General features: G+C 45.5%; 17 protein-coding genes. All 17 read right to left on the bottom strand.

The window, feature by feature from the left end; translation table 11 throughout:
• Window positions 1–80: 80 nt before the first annotated feature.
• The 17 genes from BBA02S_RS00205 to dnaK all read right to left on the bottom strand — a co-directional run bounded on the left by BBA02S_RS00205 (window position 81) and on the right by dnaK (window position 15,556).
• A complete protein-coding gene (locus tag BBA02S_RS00205; RefSeq protein ID WP_041113273.1) occupies window positions 81–470 on the bottom strand; it encodes a diacylglycerol kinase family protein in 390 nt (129 codons plus the stop codon).
• Window positions 448–921 (bottom strand): rRNA maturation RNase YbeY, encoded by a 474-nt coding sequence (gene ybeY, locus BBA02S_RS00200; protein ID WP_041113272.1) that lies wholly within the window; start codon window positions 919–921, stop codon window positions 448–450. The genes BBA02S_RS00205 and ybeY overlap by 23 nt, the downstream gene beginning before the upstream one ends.
• Before the next feature lie 173 nt (window positions 922–1,094).
• Window positions 1,095–2,057: a PhoH family protein gene (locus BBA02S_RS00195; RefSeq protein ID WP_041097306.1), complete on the bottom strand. Its 963-nt coding sequence runs from the start codon at window positions 2,055–2,057 to the stop codon at window positions 1,095–1,097.
• Window positions 2,008–3,249, bottom strand: a complete 1,242-nt coding sequence (gene yqfD / locus BBA02S_RS00190; RefSeq protein ID WP_041113271.1) for a sporulation protein YqfD — start codon at window positions 3,247–3,249, stop codon at window positions 2,008–2,010. The genes BBA02S_RS00195 and yqfD overlap by 50 nt, the downstream gene beginning before the upstream one ends.
• A 12-nt stretch (window positions 3,250–3,261) precedes the next feature.
• The gene (yqfC, locus tag BBA02S_RS00185) at window positions 3,262–3,546 is read right to left on the bottom strand and encodes a sporulation protein YqfC (protein WP_041097310.1); all 285 of its coding nucleotides are present in this window, start codon (window positions 3,544–3,546) and stop codon (window positions 3,262–3,264) included.
• 57 nt (window positions 3,547–3,603) lie between these two features.
• Entirely contained in the window at window positions 3,604–3,996 is a 393-nt protein-coding gene (locus BBA02S_RS00180; protein WP_041113270.1) for a hypothetical protein, read from the bottom strand.
• A 28-nt stretch (window positions 3,997–4,024) separates the two neighbouring features.
• Window positions 4,025–5,023 (bottom strand): flotillin-like protein FloA, encoded by a 999-nt coding sequence (gene floA / locus BBA02S_RS00175; RefSeq protein WP_041097314.1) that lies wholly within the window; start codon window positions 5,021–5,023, stop codon window positions 4,025–4,027.
• A 14-nt stretch (window positions 5,024–5,037) separates the two neighbouring features.
• Window positions 5,038–6,318: an NfeD family protein gene (locus BBA02S_RS00170; protein ID WP_041097316.1), complete on the bottom strand. Its 1,281-nt coding sequence runs from the start codon at window positions 6,316–6,318 to the stop codon at window positions 5,038–5,040.
• A gap of 272 nt (window positions 6,319–6,590) precedes the next feature.
• Entirely contained in the window at window positions 6,591–7,151 is a 561-nt protein-coding gene (locus BBA02S_RS00165; RefSeq protein ID WP_041113269.1) for a short-chain dehydrogenase, read from the bottom strand.
• 201 nt (window positions 7,152–7,352) lie between these two features.
• Entirely contained in the window at window positions 7,353–7,799 is a 447-nt protein-coding gene (locus BBA02S_RS00160; protein ID WP_041097319.1) for a GatB/YqeY domain-containing protein, read from the bottom strand.
• A gap of 19 nt (window positions 7,800–7,818) precedes the next feature.
• Complete coding sequence (gene rpsU, locus BBA02S_RS00155; protein ID WP_041097322.1) at window positions 7,819–7,992, bottom strand: 30S ribosomal protein S21; 174 nt, start codon at window positions 7,990–7,992, stop codon at window positions 7,819–7,821.
• Window positions 7,993–8,127: 135 nt separating this feature from the next.
• On the bottom strand, window positions 8,128–8,811 hold the full coding sequence (deoC, locus tag BBA02S_RS00150) for a deoxyribose-phosphate aldolase (RefSeq protein WP_082028133.1): 684 nt from the start codon (window positions 8,809–8,811) through the stop codon (window positions 8,128–8,130).
• Between the two features lie 521 nt (window positions 8,812–9,332).
• Window positions 9,333–10,676: a tRNA (N(6)-L-threonylcarbamoyladenosine(37)-C(2))-methylthiotransferase MtaB gene (gene mtaB, locus BBA02S_RS00145; RefSeq protein WP_041097326.1), complete on the bottom strand. Its 1,344-nt coding sequence runs from the start codon at window positions 10,674–10,676 to the stop codon at window positions 9,333–9,335.
• A 5-nt stretch (window positions 10,677–10,681) separates the two neighbouring features.
• The gene (locus tag BBA02S_RS00140; RefSeq protein WP_041098213.1) at window positions 10,682–11,434 is read right to left on the bottom strand and encodes a 16S rRNA (uracil(1498)-N(3))-methyltransferase; all 753 of its coding nucleotides are present in this window, start codon (window positions 11,432–11,434) and stop codon (window positions 10,682–10,684) included.
• Window positions 11,435–11,498: 64 nt separating this feature from the next.
• Window positions 11,499–12,440: a 50S ribosomal protein L11 methyltransferase gene (gene prmA / locus BBA02S_RS00135; RefSeq protein WP_041097328.1), complete on the bottom strand. Its 942-nt coding sequence runs from the start codon at window positions 12,438–12,440 to the stop codon at window positions 11,499–11,501.
• A 22-nt stretch (window positions 12,441–12,462) separates the two neighbouring features.
• On the bottom strand, window positions 12,463–13,575 hold the full coding sequence (dnaJ, locus tag BBA02S_RS00130) for a molecular chaperone DnaJ (protein ID WP_041097330.1): 1,113 nt from the start codon (window positions 13,573–13,575) through the stop codon (window positions 12,463–12,465).
• A gap of 148 nt (window positions 13,576–13,723) precedes the next feature.
• Entirely contained in the window at window positions 13,724–15,556 is a 1,833-nt protein-coding gene (gene dnaK, locus BBA02S_RS00125) for a molecular chaperone DnaK (RefSeq protein ID WP_041097332.1), read from the bottom strand.
• Window position 15,557 lies beyond the last annotated feature (1 nt).

Raw genomic sequence — 15,557 nt, 5'->3', positions numbered from 1 at the left:
TCCTCTGCTTTCTATTTTAATATAAAACAGCTTTGTTGTAATCTATTTACGTTTCCTTTTTTCTGAAAAATCGAAATTATCTAAAATAACTCAAAGACTTTCGGCAAAAAAATGATTGTTCCGACTAAAGAGGCGAGAAGAGAAAACAATAAAACCGCTCCTGCCGCTACATCTTTGGCCGCTTTAGCCAGCGGATGGCGATCTTCTGTTACTAAGTCGACGGTTTTTTCGATGGCAGTATTGACTGCTTCAAGCGTCATGACTCCAAAGATCATTACTAAAATAAACAGCCACTCGGTTCGCGATAATGAGAAAAATACGCCCGCCGCGACTACTGCGGCTGCCGCGGCCAAATGAAATCGGAAATTAGGCTCTTGCCAAACAATTCGCAGGCCGTTGAGCGCATAGCGGAAGGAAAAGAAGAACCGCTGGAAGCCGATCGCTTTTTTACCGTTCCAATCCGTATTCATTTAAGATGTCCCTTTGCTTTTGAAACATGACTTTTTCTTCTTCCTCTGTCATATGATCATAACCGAGCAAATGAAGCAGCCCGTGAACAGCCAGAAAACCCAGCTCCCGTTCAAAGCTGTGTCCATAATCAATAGCCTGTTCCTTCGCTCGCGACACGGAAATGACAATGTCGCCCAGCATGCGCGGCAGTCCTTCCACCCCGCTAATTGTTATTTCCCCTTCTCCCATTTCTTCCAGAGCAAAAGAAATGACATCAGTCGGTGCATCTTTCTCGCGATACTCGCGGTTGATTTCTTGGATTCGGGCATTATCGGTAAATGTTACCGAGACCTCGCTTCCTTCAGCCACGCCTTCCTTTTGAGCGGTCAACTCTAGCAATGCCTCCACCAGTTGAAAGGCTTCCGCTGCCAATTCTTCTGTTTCATCCACCATATCTATCACTAAGCCCATTGCTTTCCTCCGTTCTTCACTTTTCTTCCTGTCTTTCCTGTTACTATTCAAGCAATTAATTTTTATTTCCGTATAGTATTTATTTCTCTTGTACGTAAAATCATAACAGGTTTCCCCCAAAAAATCATGTACCGCTCAAAGAAAAGAAAAACAGGCAGTCCGCAGACTGCCTGTTAACTATCAAGTTCTTCATAGGCTTGAATAATTCGGGCCACGAGTGGATGACGAACAACATCGCTTTGCTCTAAATAAATAAAAGAGAGAGACGGAACCCGTTTTAAAATTTGCTCTGCTGAGACGAGTCCGGATTGTGCCCCTTTTGGCAAATCAATTTGCGTACGGTCACCCGTTATCACCATTTTTGATCCAAAGCCAAGCCGCGTTAAAAACATCTTCATTTGGGCTTTTGTTGTATTTTGTGCTTCATCTAAAATAACGAAGGCGTCATCAAGCGTCCGGCCGCGCATATAAGCAAGCGGCGCCACTTCAATCGTTCCCCGTTCAATGAGCCGCTGCGTTTGCTCTGTACCAAGCACATCATGCAAGGCATCGTACAAAGGACGCAAATACGGATCAACTTTTTCCTTTAAATCTCCAGGCAGGAACCCCAAGCTTTCACCTGCTTCTACAGCCGGCCTCGTCAGCACGATCCGCTTTACTTGTCCTGTTTTTAATGCGTGAACAGCCATGACGACGGCTAAATAGGTTTTTCCTGTACCTGCCGGGCCGATGCCGAATACAAGATCATGCTTGCGGATGGCTGTTACATATTCCTGCTGTCCAAGCGTTTTAATACGGATCGACTTGCCTTTCGCATTCTTTGTAATTTCCTGATCATACAGTTCATCTAAATATTCAATCGTTCCATTTTTCGCCATTTGAACAGCGTTCATAACGTCACGCTCTCCAATATTAATGCCTTTGCGAATAATAAGGAGCAAGCGGTACACAATTTCTCTCACTAGCGCTGTATTCGTTTCTGCACCAGCTATATGAAGCGTTTCTCCTCTTGTAATGAGAGACACATCAAACTCTTCTTCTAAAATGGTCAGATTCTTATCCGACACTCCGAAGAGCGCAGCTGCTTCATTCGGATTTTCGAGCTGGATATTCATTATGTTTTTTTCTTCTGGCATTCTTTTTGTCTCCTTGAGTGATTGGTTTCTCTACGGCTATATTTTCTAGTACTTGGAAGTGTATAGATAATTTTACTTTACCATTGGTGAACTGTCTCTGCAAAATTTTTTCACCGCGTATCTCTGCTTTCTCGGGGAGCTTCGCTTCAAGATCCCCTCTGGCAATGTCTAATGCCCGAAGTTCAGCTTCTTTTTCGGTATACGACCGGCTTGTCTGCTTGCTTTCATAATAAGTTGTTTCCGCATAGCTGACCGGCAGTTTCATCCCGAGAAACGAAATAGAATGCAGTTGCTCGTCCTTCTTATAATCCGCAAAAGAATGATTTTTAAATCCCCATACCGGCAGTTTAAATGATCCTGCTTCAAGCCGATGTTTTTTCACCTGACGGCCAGTCAACACTTGGAATTCTGTAGAGACGGGCATTTCCACCTTCGCCTTATACCAAGTCTCTGCCCATACTTCACCGTCAGCAGCCACTTCCTTTAACCTGTCTTCTGTGCCGATAAAGCCGGATACAAGCAACTGGCCTTTATGAACAAATTGGTCTCTTTTGACGGCAGCCTGTCCCTTTTTTACAAACAGCTTGGCGATCACTGCCTCTTTTGCCGCTACAAGATGCCTTGGACCTTTCACTTTCTTTTCCTTTGGGGCAGTTTTTTCCACCACGCGAAAGTGAAAGGTGCTGCCTCTCACTTCTACTCCAACCCATGTCAATCCCTCAATACGGTTCAAAAGCTTATGCTGAACGGTTTCGGGGTCGTCTGCGCTAAAGATAAACTTCCCTTTCTCAATGCCCATACCAGCAAGCTCTTTGCGGATTTGGTGCTCCATTTTCGGGCTTGCTCCACCGATATCTATTCGCCAGACAATGTTTGATAGCAGCAGGACGACCACCAGAAAAGCAGCCGCTCCAACTAAAAAGCCGGAACTTCTCCACAGCCTTTTCAGCAAAAAAGGGAAGCCTTCTCCCCTGTAGAAGTGCAGATCCCCTTCAAATGTACGTGCCGCCCGCCTTACCTTGTGGATATGCTGAAGGGAACAGGAAAATAAAATGGCCTGTTCGCCTTGTTTGCTTACATTCCAAATGGGAATGCCGGAACGAAGCAAACGGTTAATCAAACGTTCCGCTCCTTGTCCCTGCACCTTCACAAAAATAATCCCTTGAAAAAAAGCAAGCCACTGATTGTTCAAGCTTTTTCCCCCTTACCCATCCAAATAAACGAACTTCTCAATTTTTCCTTCGATTAATATTTCTTCCGGCAAAATAGTCTTAATTGTAAATGACTGGCCTTTAATGAGCAGCTGGCCCTTCGTAAGCATTAACCGCACCTCTTTATCTGAGAAAGCAAGCAATCCTCTATGATTTTCAATATAGATATGAAGCTGGCCAATCATCGTGATCCGGGGAAGGTCCATCATGACATCTTCGGGCAGGTTCAGCGATTTTGTCAGCCAGCTTCTCATTTGCTCTCCCCACTTTTTTGCCATAAAAAGAACCCCCCTCTCCTTTCAAATGTATGAAAGGGGAGGAGGGAACATGTCAGTTTATTTCCGTCTTAATGCTTTAGGAGGAGCAAGAATCTCTGCGAGGATAATTCCCTTCGTTAAATCGTCAGCACCTACTTCTAAATTAGGAACAGAGTCTTTTTTCTGCTCTTTTTTATCTTCTTCCTGCAGACGTCTTAAACGGCCGGAGGTGCTTTCATTTCGGACTGCTTCTTTTCTCTCTTCTTCATTTGTCTGTTTAGGTGTTTGCCGCCGTGCTGTCTGAAGTGCCTCCTTTTTCTGCTCTGCTTGAGCAAACACATTGGCTCCAGACGGTGACGGCATTTTTTTCTGCTGTGTGTTCTGCTTTTTCGCTTTCTCGTTCTCTCCTTTGAGACGGCCGGTAATCACCGAAATGACACCAATAATAATGGCTATAATAATGGATTCCATGGCGCCCCTCCTTTAAAAAACAAGTGCATTAGCTGTCTTGGCCTTTATTGCCGTCCTTGCCGCCAGCCATCTTGCCGATTGATCCGCGCATGCCAGTATCGGCGTCGATGTTTTTATAGTTCATATAATCCATCACACCAATATTTCCTGTGCGCAAGGCTTCTGCCATGGCGAGCGGCACATCTGCTTCTGCTTCGACTACTTTTGCCCGCATCTCTTGTACGCGCGCTTTCATTTCCTGCTCATTGGCTACCGCCATGGCCCGGCGCTCTTCTGCCTTGGCCTGGGCAATATTTTTGTCCGCTTCCGCTTGCTCTCTTTGCAGTTCGGCTCCGATATTTTTGCCGATATCTACATCCGCAATGTCGATGGACAAAATTTCAAAGGCTGTACCGGCATCAAGCCCTTTACTTAAAACCGTCTGCGAAATCATATCCGGATTTTCAAGTACTTTTTTATGGTTATTGCTTGAACCGATGGTACTAACAATCCCTTCACCAACACGGGCAACGATGGTTTCCTCTCCCGCTCCCCCGACGAGACGCTCAATATTGGCGCGCACGGTAATACGGGCTTTTGCCTTCACTTCAATCCCGTCCATTGCCACACCGGCAATAAATGGCGTTTCAATCACTTTGGGGTTAACGCTCATTTGCACAGCTTGCAACACATCACGGCCCGCAAGATCAATGGCCGCGCAACGTTCAAAGGACAATTCAATATTGGCTCGCTGGGCAGCAATTAGCGCATTAACCACACGGTCAACATTTCCGCCTGCTAAGTAGTGGCTTTCAAGCTGGTTCGTTGTAACATCTAACCCTGCTTTCGATGCTTTAATCAGCGGATTAACGACACGGCTCGGGATGACCCGGCGGAGTCTCATTCCAATTAACGTGAAAATACTGATTTTTACTCCTGCTGCCAAGGCAGAAATCCATAGCATAACAGGAACAAACGTAAAGAACACCGATAAAACAATAATACCGATAACGACTGCTGCAATAATAAATCCAAATCCAAGATCCATGACCTTTTCCCTCCTTAATCAATTTCCCGCACGACAATTCGCGCCCCTTCCACTTTGACCACAACCACTTCTTTTCCTGGCGCAATGAAACCGCCTTCACTTACCGCATCAATTCGCTCTTTCTCCATCATCATTGTGCCAGAGGGACGAAATGGGGTTTTGGTGATGCCTGTTTTGCCAAGAAGTTCAGAGCGATTAACGTTGGATACATAGCCGCTTTCTGTATTCGTAGCATCGTTTAAAATCATCTTTTTAAAAAATTTCATCTTTTTACCAAACACCTTCACCATTAGAATCATTGCTGTGATAGAAATGGCCATTGCTATGACCAAAGAAACGCCCATCCATTTTACATTATCTCCAGCCAGCAAAATACTTCCGGCTAAAGCAGAAAAGCCTAATATGCCAGCAATTCCGCCTGGAAGAAACAGCTCAGCAACAACTAACACTGCACCGATGATAAATAACAGCACAGATTCGTATCCTGCAAGACCGGCAACTAAATGACCGTAGAAAAACAGCAGCAAGGAAGCGAGACCAACAGAACCCGGCAAGCCAAATCCTGGCGAATACAATTCCAGAACGAGCCCGAGACTGGCCAGTGACAGCAAAATCGGGACCACAATCGGATTAGTCACAAATCGGGCGACTTTTTCCGCCCAGCTCTCTTCTACCTCTATAACCTGTGCCTCTCCTGCTTTTTCATGCTGTAAAACTTGTTTTAATTCACGGACAGTCGCCTTTGAATAACCGGTTTCCAGTGCTTCTTTTGCTGAAAAGGTCAACAATTCGCCTTTCCCAGCCCCATATTCCGGCAAGTTAACCTCCGGATCAGCCATCGCTATTGCGTATTTTGGATCCAGGCCGTTTGTCTGGGCTGCGCTTTTCATCGCTGAGCGCCAATAGCTTTGGGCTTTTTTGTCCGCCATATTTCCCTGCTGGTCAATGATAGCCGCTGCCCCAATCTGTCCGTTCGGCACCATATAAATCGCATCGGTATGAAGAGAAATAAAGGCTCCTGCCGATAGCGCGCGATCGTTAATGAAAGCGACGGTCCGTATATCTGTTTCATCTAACAGCTTGCCAATTTCTCCGGCTGCATCTACTGCGCCGCCCGGTGTATGAATATCGAGGACAATCAGTTGTGCTCCATTTTCCGCCGCCTCTTCAAATGAACGCTCCATAAAAGCATAAAGCCCTTTTTCCACCTCATGATGCACAGGCACTACATACACCGGCTGCTCCTCAGCCTGCGAGAAAACTGGGAAGCCCAGTCCCATCAACAGGAGCAGCATACCAAATATTAAAGCGAACCACCTTCTTATCAAACTCACCACCCCTCAGCATCCTTTTCCTTCTATACGGTTATTGTAAAGAAAAAGTTTCAAAAATATAACAAAAAACCAGAAATGTCTGAACGGCTTTTGAATGAAAAGGCTCTTTACAGCAAGGAGCAGCTTTTGGTTTCATGCCTGGAATGGCGCTTAAAAGAGGATGGCGCTTTCTTGATAAGCATCAGACAAAACCCATGATCATATCACCGGTTCATATGGAGCGGCATGATTGTTTAAATGTTTCCCGGCCATCTATGCCAAGGGCCAGATTCTCCGATCAGCGTGTAATTATCGTTCCTGTTTCTTATAGCCGCAATGGTTCCTGCTGAAATTTCGTCATTGGTTAACCATCGGGAACGATTGTTTTCGATCACAAAGCCGAGCTGGACTTGATGATAGTCACAGTTATCCGGAATAGCCAAACTAGCTTTAACCGCATCTGCGTCACGGTTGCTTCCAAGAAGATGATAAAGCTTCCATCTGTTATTATTCTTTGACACTATTTCAGCAACCGTATAAAGAGCGCCATTGGCATATGAATGGATCCAGGCTACTACTAAATCAAACGGGCGCTTCTGCCTTATAGGCGGCAGAAGCGCCCGTCTCAACTCATCCTCATGGCTGTAATCAACGAATATAGGCATAAGTTTCGATGGATTCGCAGATCGCTTGATCATCCGCTCCATTTTGTGCGGATCACGGGCAACAACCGAAACATAATAATTGTTTTCTGCCAACCAAAGAGACACACCCGACAGCATACCAGTTCCTCCTATGACTAATGCATGTTTCATCTCTCTCACCCCGTTTAAACAATTGTAAAAATGAGCGGGCCATTCATGAAAGCTAGCTCGGTTTATCCTTTTTATATTATGGCTGAGCATGGGCCAAAAATTTATTTTTCATGAACAAAGCGGTCGCTAATATCCTAAAAAGAGCGGCGCTTGTTAAAAACGATCAAATAAAAAAGATGACAGGAGAACCTGTCATCTTTTTTACGAAAGTTTTTGCTGCACGAGCTTATTGACGAGACCGCCGTCAGCCCGGCCTTTTATTTTCGGCATTAATGCGCCCATTACTTTGCCGATGTCTGCTTTAGAGGAAGCATTAACTTGAGCAATCGTTTCCTGAACAATTGCCTCTATCTCTTCGTCTGAAAGCTGTTCTGGCATATATGAGTTCACGTAAGTCAGTTCAGTTTGAATTTTTGAAACGAGGTCAGCACGCCCCGCCTTTTCAAATTCATGGAGGGAGTCTTTGCGCTGTTTCACTTCACGAGAAAGAACCGCCAACTCTTCATCTTCTGTTAATCCTTGGCTGCCTGCTTTAATGGCTTCGTTTTGCAAAGAAGCTTTCAGCATGCGGATTACAGTCAATTTTTCTTTGTCTTTGTTTTTCATCGCTTGCTTGATATCATCATTTAAACGCTCGAGAAGACTCAAAGTAATACCCTCTCTCTCTTTAGAACTTACGTTTTCTAGCCGCTTCTGATTTCTTTTTACGCTTTACGCTTGGTTTTTCATAAAATTCGCGTTTTCTTGCTTCTTGTAAAGTTCCAGTTTTGGAAACAGCACGTTTGAACCGACGTAGAGCGTCTTCAAGCGATTCGTTTTTACGAACAACTGTTTTTGACATATCTCTTTCCCTCCCTCCGAACACTTACGATTACATGTTCCGTAACGGAAATTCCATGTACCAAATAATTATAATACAAGCCGGTATGACGGTCAAGAAATTCCTTTTTAACCACCAATATGTTTATGCGGACTTTTAATAATCTGACGTGCCTTTGAGCCCTTGAACGATTTGAACGCCTGAGCTGGCTCCAATTCTTGTCGCTCCAGCCTTGATCATGTTCAAGGCGTCCTCTTGGCTGCGAACGCCTCCGGAAGCTTTCACCCCGATATCCGGGCCGACTGTATTTCTCATGAAGCGAATATCTTCTTCTGTCGCTCCTCCTGTAGAAAACCCAGTAGATGTTTTTACATAATCAGCGCCGGCTTCAACCGCCAATCGGCAAGCCCGCTCCTTCTCTTCATCCGTTAACAGACTCGTTTCAATGATGACTTTTGTCAGTGCCTTTCCGCGCGCAGAGGCGGTTACTGCTTGAATGTCTTTTAACACCGTTTCATCATCGCCGGCTTTTAAAGCGCCGATATTAATCACCATGTCCACTTCTGTTGCGCCGTTTTCAATCGCTTCTTTTGTTTCAAAAGCTTTCACTGTGGAGGTTGTCGCTCCGAGCGGAAAACCGATGACCGTGCATACTTTTACTTTTGTGCCTTGCAGCTGCTCACTCGCATAAGCAACCCAGACAGGATTAATGCAGACGGAAGCAAATTCATAGGCTCTTGCTTCCTCGCAAAGCTTCTTCACCTGATCCTTTGTCGTTTCCGGTTTTAATAACGTATGGTCAATGATTTTTGCTACATCTCCAAATTGATCTGTTATCAAGTGACTTATCTCCTTTTCAACAAGTTGTACGTACCTCTTTTCCTATCGTACCATCGAATCAGTAAAATGGCGAGTTACTTTAGAAACTTTCACCTTTATTTTCTCTTACCATACCCTTTTTCCGCGAATTTAAAAGCCTTTCATACACTTTTGCATAAAAGGCCCAGTTTGCCCACAAAAGAGGTTCAGAATGGGAAAAATGCTTAAACGGCTCACTCCTGGGTCCATCTCTTCCATCCTACCAAGCGTTTTGTAGGTCTACCCTAACTTTATACACCCTGTTGATCGGAACAAAAGGCGCGCAGACTCCGGCGGGAGCAGCGGGACAGGGGAGACCCCGCAGGCGCTTGGGGGCCGAGGAGGCTCACCGCCCGCCCCGCGGAAAGCGAAGCGCCTGGAATGGAAAGCAACAGAACCCATCCGCAAGAAAATAAAAAGACCGCGGACCAACTTCAATTTCATTGAGTTGGTCCGCGGTCTGAGCCCTTGATGCACTTCGCATGAAAGGCTTTGTTCTGTTATTAAACTGTCGGGTTTAACTCTTCATCCATTACCCGAACGAATTGTCCTTCATTGAACGGATAACCGGCTTTTGTAATTTTTACTTTCACAAGCTGGCCAACCATTTCTTCTGTAGCCGGGAACACTACCTTTAAATAGTTATCGGTATACCCAGTATACAAGCCTTCTTCAGAGCCTTCTTTAAACGGCTCTTCAGGGATGACCTCCAGCACTTCTCCTTCAAAACGAGAAGCATATTCTTTAGCCAACTGGTCGGAAAGAGCGATTAAACGGTGAACCCGCTCATTTTTCACTTCTTCATCAATTTGATCATCCATACGTGCTGCCGGCGTGCCTGTCCGTTTGGAATATGGGAACACATGAAGCTCAGAAAATTTATGTTCTTTAATAAAATGATACGTTTCCATGAATTCTTCTTCTGTCTCGCCAGGGAAGCCGACAATGACGTCTGAAGTAACCGCCAGACCTGGAAGAGCTTCCTTCAGACGGTTTAAACGGTCAGCGAAAAACTCCATCGTATATTTGCGCCGCATTCTCTTTAACACTGTGTTGGAGCCAGATTGAAGCGGTACATGCAGATGTCTGACCACGATATTGGAACGGTCAATTACTTCAATTACTTCATCAGTCAATTGGCTCGCTTCGATAGAAGAAATCCGGATGCGCTTAAGGCCTTTAACTTTTTGTTCCAGATCTGTGAGCAGCATCGCTAAATTATAGTCCTTCATATCGGAACCATATCCGCCGGTATGAATACCCGTCAGAACGATTTCTTTGTATCCGGCGTCCACTAGCTGCTGAGCCTGGCGAATGACTTCTTCAGGGTCGCGGGAGCGCATCAAACCACGCGCCCACGGAATAATGCAGAACGTGCAAAAGTTATTACAGCCCTCCTGAATTTTCAGGGAAGCGCGTGTACGGTCTGTAAAAGCCGGAACGTCCAGCTCTTCATATACACGGTTTTTCATAATATTGCCGACACCATTGATAGGCTGGCGTTCTCTTTTATACTGTTCGATGTATTCCAGCATTTTTGTGCGGTCTTGTGTACCAACCACAACATCTACTCCGGGAATCGCCATAATTTCTGCCGGAGATGTTTGCGCATAACAGCCGGTTACACAGATTACCGCATCAGGGTTTTTACGTACGGCGCGCCGGATCACCTGGCGGCTTTTTTTGTCCCCCGTATTTGTTACTGTACATGTATTAATAACATACACGTCTGCAGTCGATTCGAATTCTACACGGTCATAACCCTGGCCTTTAAACAGCTGCCAGATGGCTTCCGTTTCATAATGATTTACTTTACATCCAAGTGTTTGGAATGCCACTGTAGGCATAATCGTCACCTCATTAGTTCAAAATGGTAGGAGATTGCAGACAAAGCGTAAAGAGGCGCCGTTTCCGTCCGTAGAATCCGCGGCCCGAGCCCGCATGGAACAAATCCGCTGCTCTTTAGCTTTTCTGCTTCCTTCTCTGAAATTCCGCCTTCCGGCCCAAAAACAATCAGCAGTTCGTCGCCCGGCTTCATTTCACTCAACAAGTGATGAAACGCCGTCTTCTCCCCCTTTTTGCTTTCTTCTTCAAACGCATATAATTTAAATGGATACTGTTCTCCAATTCGAATTAATTCTTGAAAATTCACCGGAACATTCACTTCCGGCACGCGGTTCCGCTGCGATTGTTCCGCCGCTTCTTTGGCAATCTTTGCCCAGCGTTCCGTCTTTTTCGCAGCTTTTTTCTCATCCCATTTAACGATGGAGCGATCCGCATGAAAAGGGACAAACTTGCTTGCGCCAAGCTCGGTTCCCTTTTGAATAACGAGTTCGAGTTTATCCCCTTTCGGCAAGCCGCTCGCAATCGTGACAGCTACCGGCAGCTCTTTTTCATCATGCAGCCATTCCACAATAAAGGCGAGGGCACAGTCGGCGGAAACTTCTTTAATCTCTGCTTCTGCTGATCTTCCATCAGGAAAAACGACAGCAATCCTGTCTCCTTCTTTCGCACGCATCACACGCGCCAAATGATAGAAGTCTTCTTCCGTAATTGTTACTCTTTCATCATTGTCCGGCTTGTCATTTAAAAAATATCGCTGCACAGCTGTCACCCCGTCTGCCAAAATATCGTTCTGTTGAAAATCCATTGCCTCATTGTTCGGTTCCTTATTTCTTTCTGGCGATAATGGCCACCCAGTCTTCCATAAGAACCGTTTCTTCTACCTCAAATCCAACTGCCTGCACGGCTTCTTTCACTTGCTCTTTCTTTTGTCCGATAATTCCTGATGAAATAAAGTATCCGCCGGTTTTCACCTTTTTAGCCACATCCCCTGTAAACGAAAGGATGACCTCAGCAAGTATGTTGGCGACCACAACATCGGCCTGTTCAGTAATGCCGTCAAGCAGGTTATTGTGCAATACCGTTACTTTTTCTTCGACCTTGTTTAAGCGGATGTTCTCTTTCGCGGCTTCAACAGCGACTTCATCTAAATCAAGAGCTGTTACTCTTTCAGCTCCAAGCATGGCCGCCCCAATGCTAAGAACCCCAGAGCCCGTGCCGACATCAACCACATAATCTCCCGGATGGACGTAACGCTCCAGCGCTTGCAGGCACATCACCGTTGTTGGGTGCGTTCCTGTGCCAAAGGCCATTCCCGGGTCGAGCTCAATAATGAGCTCATCCGTACTGACAGGTTCATATTGCTCCCAGGTTGGCACAATAGTGAATTTTTCAGAGATTTTAACCGGATGATAGTATTGCTTCCAAGCTGTTGCCCAATCTTCTTCATGTACTTCCGTGATTTTCACTTCATTGCGGCCAATATCAATTCCGTAACTGGACAGGTTTTTGATCGATTCTTCGATCCCTTCCGCTGTTTCAGCGAGAAAGCTGTTAACAGGCAAATAAGCTTTCACAATTACAATGCCTTCTTCCGGATAATCTTGAGGATTGAGCTCATAAATTTCACCGAACTGATCTTCCCTTTCTCTGATCAGTTCCACTGGATCCTCAATGACAACTCCGCTCGCACCTGCCTCATGCAAAATGTTTGAAATTGGTTCCACGGCTTCATTCGTTGTTTGAATACTAATCTCAGACCACTTCACGTATTGCCAGCTCCATTCTCATTTAGTCGCGCTTTAACGCACGTTTCACTTTATCAAAAAAGCTGTTCTCCTGCTCATCCAGCACTTCGCCGCTTACTTCAGCAAACTCTCGCAGCAAATGCTTTTGCTTCTCCGTTAACTTCGTTGGAGTAATGACTTTCACTCGAATATGCTGATCGCCTGTACCGTAGCCGCGCACATTAGGGACACCCTTTCCGCGCAGGCGGAATTTTGTATCCGTTTGCGTTCCAGCCGGCACCTTCAGCTTGACTTTACCGTGAATGGTTGGCACTTCAATTTCGTCTCCGAGCGCTGATTGAACAAAGGTGATTGGAATTTCACAATAAATGTCGTCACCTTCCCGCTCGAACAGCTCGTGAGGAAGCACGCGGAAAACAATGAATAAGTCTCCTGCCGGTCCGCCATTGATTCCAGCTTCACCCTGTCCTGCTACGCGCAGCTGCTGGCCATCATCAATGCCTGCCGGGATTTTCACATGAATTTTTTTGTTTTTCGTAACTGCCCCATCCCCGCCGCAAGTCGCGCATTTGTCTTTAATTAGACTGCCGGTGCCGTGGCAATAAGGACATGACCGCCGGTTAACGATGCGGCCAAACGGTGTGTTTTGTTCAACGTTTAACTCGCCGGTGCCGTGGCAGTGGCTGCACGTTTCCGGAGTCGTTCCCGGCTTAGCGCCTGTTCCCTGACATGTGTCGCACGTTTCTTCTTTAGGAATTTGAATATCCGTTTCTTTGCCGAATACAGCGTCTTCAAAGCTGATGGTCATTGTATATTGCAAGTCGGCTCCCTGCCGCGGAGCGTTCGGATCTCTTCTGCGGCCGCCGCCGAAAAACGTACTGAAAATGTCTTCAAACCCGCCGAATCCGCCAAAGTCCTGTCCGCCAAATCCTTGATTCGGATCAGTATGGCCAAATCGGTCATATTGCGCTTTCTTTTGATCATCGCTTAATACTTCATATGCTTCCTTTATTTCCTTAAACTTCTCATCTGCACCAGCTTCTTTATTAATATCAGGATGATATTTTTTAGAAAGCTTCCGGTATGCTTTTTTTATTTCCTCTTTTGAGGCGTCTTTTTCAACGCCGAGCACTTCATAATAATCTCGTTTACTCATATCATTGCCCACTCCCCGACTCATTTCACATAAAGGCTATTTTAACATAATTGCTTAGCAATAGTGAACATTATTCATTGAAAAAAGCCAAAGCCAAGAAACCCCTGACTTTGACTTTTCAATGTCTGAAAGGCAGACGTACGCGAAATTATTTCTGATCGTCTACTTCTTCAAACTCAGCGTCAACCACATCATCGCCTTTTTTTCCGGATGCTTGCGCTTCTCCTTCTTGACCTTGCTGTGCTTGTTTCGCTGCTTCTTCATATAATTTTACTGATAAGTTTTGTACAATTTCAGATAGCGCATCTTTCTTCGCGCGGATATCTTCCACTTCATTTTTCTCAAGAGCCGCCTTTAATTCTTCTTTGGCTTCTTCTGCTTTTTTCACTTCATCAGCATCGACTTTGCCTTCAAGCTCTTTTAATGTTTTTTCTGCAGTAAACACAAGCTGATCCGCTTCATTTTTCAATTCCACTTCTTCTTTCAGCTTCTTGTCTGCTTCTGCATTCTCTTCCGCTTCTTTCACCATGCGATCGATTTCTTCATCGGATAAGCCGGAAGAAGATTTGATCGTGATGTTTTGCTCTTTGCCCGTGCCAAGATCTTTCGCGCTCACGTTTACAATTCCGTTTTTATCGATATCAAATGATACTTCAATTTGCGGAATGCCGCGCGGTGCCGGCGGAATATCTGTCAGCTGGAAGCGGCCAAGCGTTTTGTTGGCAGAAGCCATTGAGCGCTCTCCTTGAAGAACGTGAATATCAACGGCTGTTTGGTTATCAGCAGCTGTCGAGAACACTTGGGACTTAGATGTTGGAATCGTTGTATTACGATCAATTAACTTTGTAAATACGCCGCCCATTGTTTCAATTCCAAGTGAAAGCGGTGTAACATCTAGAAGAACGACATCTTTCACATCACCAGTTAACACGCCGCCTTGAACCGCTGCACCCATAGCTACTACTTCGTCTGGGTTTACGCCTTTATGAGGCTCTTTTCCTGTTGCTTTCTTAATCGCTTCTTGAACAGCCGGAATACGTGTGGATCCGCCAACCAAAATGACGCGGTCCAGCTCAGACGCTGAAATGCCCGCATCAGAAAGCGCCTGGCGCACAGGTCCCATTGTACGCTCAACTAAGTCAGCGGACAATTCATCAAATTTCGCGCGCGTTAACGTTAATTCCAAATGAAGCGGTCCTGCTTCACCAGCTGTGATAAACGGTAAAGAGATTTGAGTGGAAGTAACACCAGATAAGTCTTTCTTCGCTTTCTCTGCTGCATCTTTCAAGCGCTGCATAGCCATTTTATCTTTTGACAAATCAATGCCGTTTTCTTTTTTGAACTCTTGTACTAAGTAATCAATGATCACTTGGTCAAAGTCGTCTCCTCCAAGGCGGTTATCACCGGCTGTGGAGCGAACTTCAAATACGCCATCGCCCAGCTCAAGAATAGAAACATCGAACGTACCGCCGCCCAAGTCGTACACAAGTACAGTCTGGTCTTCGTCCATTTTATCCATTCCATAAGCAAGCGCCGCTGCTGTCGGCTCGTTGATAATACGCTCGACCTCAAGGCCAGCGATTTTTCCGGCATCTTTAGTTGCCTGGCGTTCTGCATCGTTAAAATAAGCTGGCACAGTAATGACTGCTTTTTCTACCTTTTCGCCTAAATAATCTTCAGCATAAGACTTTAAGTATTGCAAAATCATTGCTGAAATTTCTTGAGGAGAGTATTCTTTTCCCTCTGCCTCTACCTTATGGTTGGTTCCCATATGGCGTTTAACGGAAATAATTGTATTAGGGTTAGTAATCGCCTGGCGTTTGGCCACTTCCCCTACTTGGCGTTCGCCATTTTTGAAAGCGACAACAGATGGCGTTGTCCGGTTGCCTTCCGGATTTGGAATAACTTTTGGTTCTCCGCCTTCAAGAACCGCTACACAGGAGTTAGTTGTTCCTAAGTCAATACCGATGATTTTGCTCATT

The sequence above is a fragment of the Bacillus badius NBRC 15713 genome (assembly GCF_001591605.1).
In the GTDB taxonomy this organism is placed as follows: domain Bacteria; phylum Bacillota; class Bacilli; order Bacillales; family Domibacillaceae; genus Pseudobacillus; species Pseudobacillus badius.
This window is presented reverse-complemented; position numbering and strand designations above follow the sequence as displayed.

Bases quoted from the DNA above. Each gene is read 5' to 3' on its own strand.
- BBA02S_RS00205 (WP_041113273.1), bottom strand. From the start codon at position 470: ATGAATACGGATTGGAACGGTAAAAAAGCGATCGGCTTCCAGCGGTTC.
- ybeY (WP_041113272.1), bottom strand. From the start codon at position 921: ATGGGCTTAGTGATAGATATGGTGGATGAAACAGAAGAATTGGCAGCG.
- BBA02S_RS00195 (WP_041097306.1), bottom strand. From the start codon at position 2,057: ATGCCAGAAGAAAAAAACATAATGAATATCCAGCTCGAAAATCCGAAT.
- yqfC (WP_041097310.1), bottom strand. From the start codon at position 3,546: ATGGCAAAAAAGTGGGGAGAGCAAATGAGAAGCTGGCTGACAAAATCG.
- BBA02S_RS00180 (WP_041113270.1), bottom strand. From the start codon at position 3,996: ATGGAATCCATTATTATAGCCATTATTATTGGTGTCATTTCGGTGATT.
- floA (WP_041097314.1), bottom strand. From the start codon at position 5,023: ATGGATCTTGGATTTGGATTTATTATTGCAGCAGTCGTTATCGGTATT.
- BBA02S_RS00170 (WP_041097316.1), bottom strand. From the start codon at position 6,318: ATGCTGCTCCTGTTGATGGGACTGGGCTTCCCAGTTTTCTCGCAGGCT.
- BBA02S_RS00165 (WP_041113269.1), bottom strand. From the start codon at position 7,151: ATGAAACATGCATTAGTCATAGGAGGAACTGGTATGCTGTCGGGTGTG.
- rpsU (WP_041097322.1), bottom strand. From the start codon at position 7,992: ATGTCAAAAACAGTTGTTCGTAAAAACGAATCGCTTGAAGACGCTCTA.
- mtaB (WP_041097326.1), bottom strand. From the start codon at position 10,676: ATGCCTACAGTGGCATTCCAAACACTTGGATGTAAAGTAAATCATTAT.
- dnaJ (WP_041097330.1), bottom strand. From the start codon at position 13,575: ATGAGTAAACGAGATTATTATGAAGTGCTCGGCGTTGAAAAAGACGCC.
- dnaK (WP_041097332.1), bottom strand. From the start codon at position 15,556: ATGAGCAAAATCATCGGTATTGACTTAGGAACAACTAACTCCTGTGTA.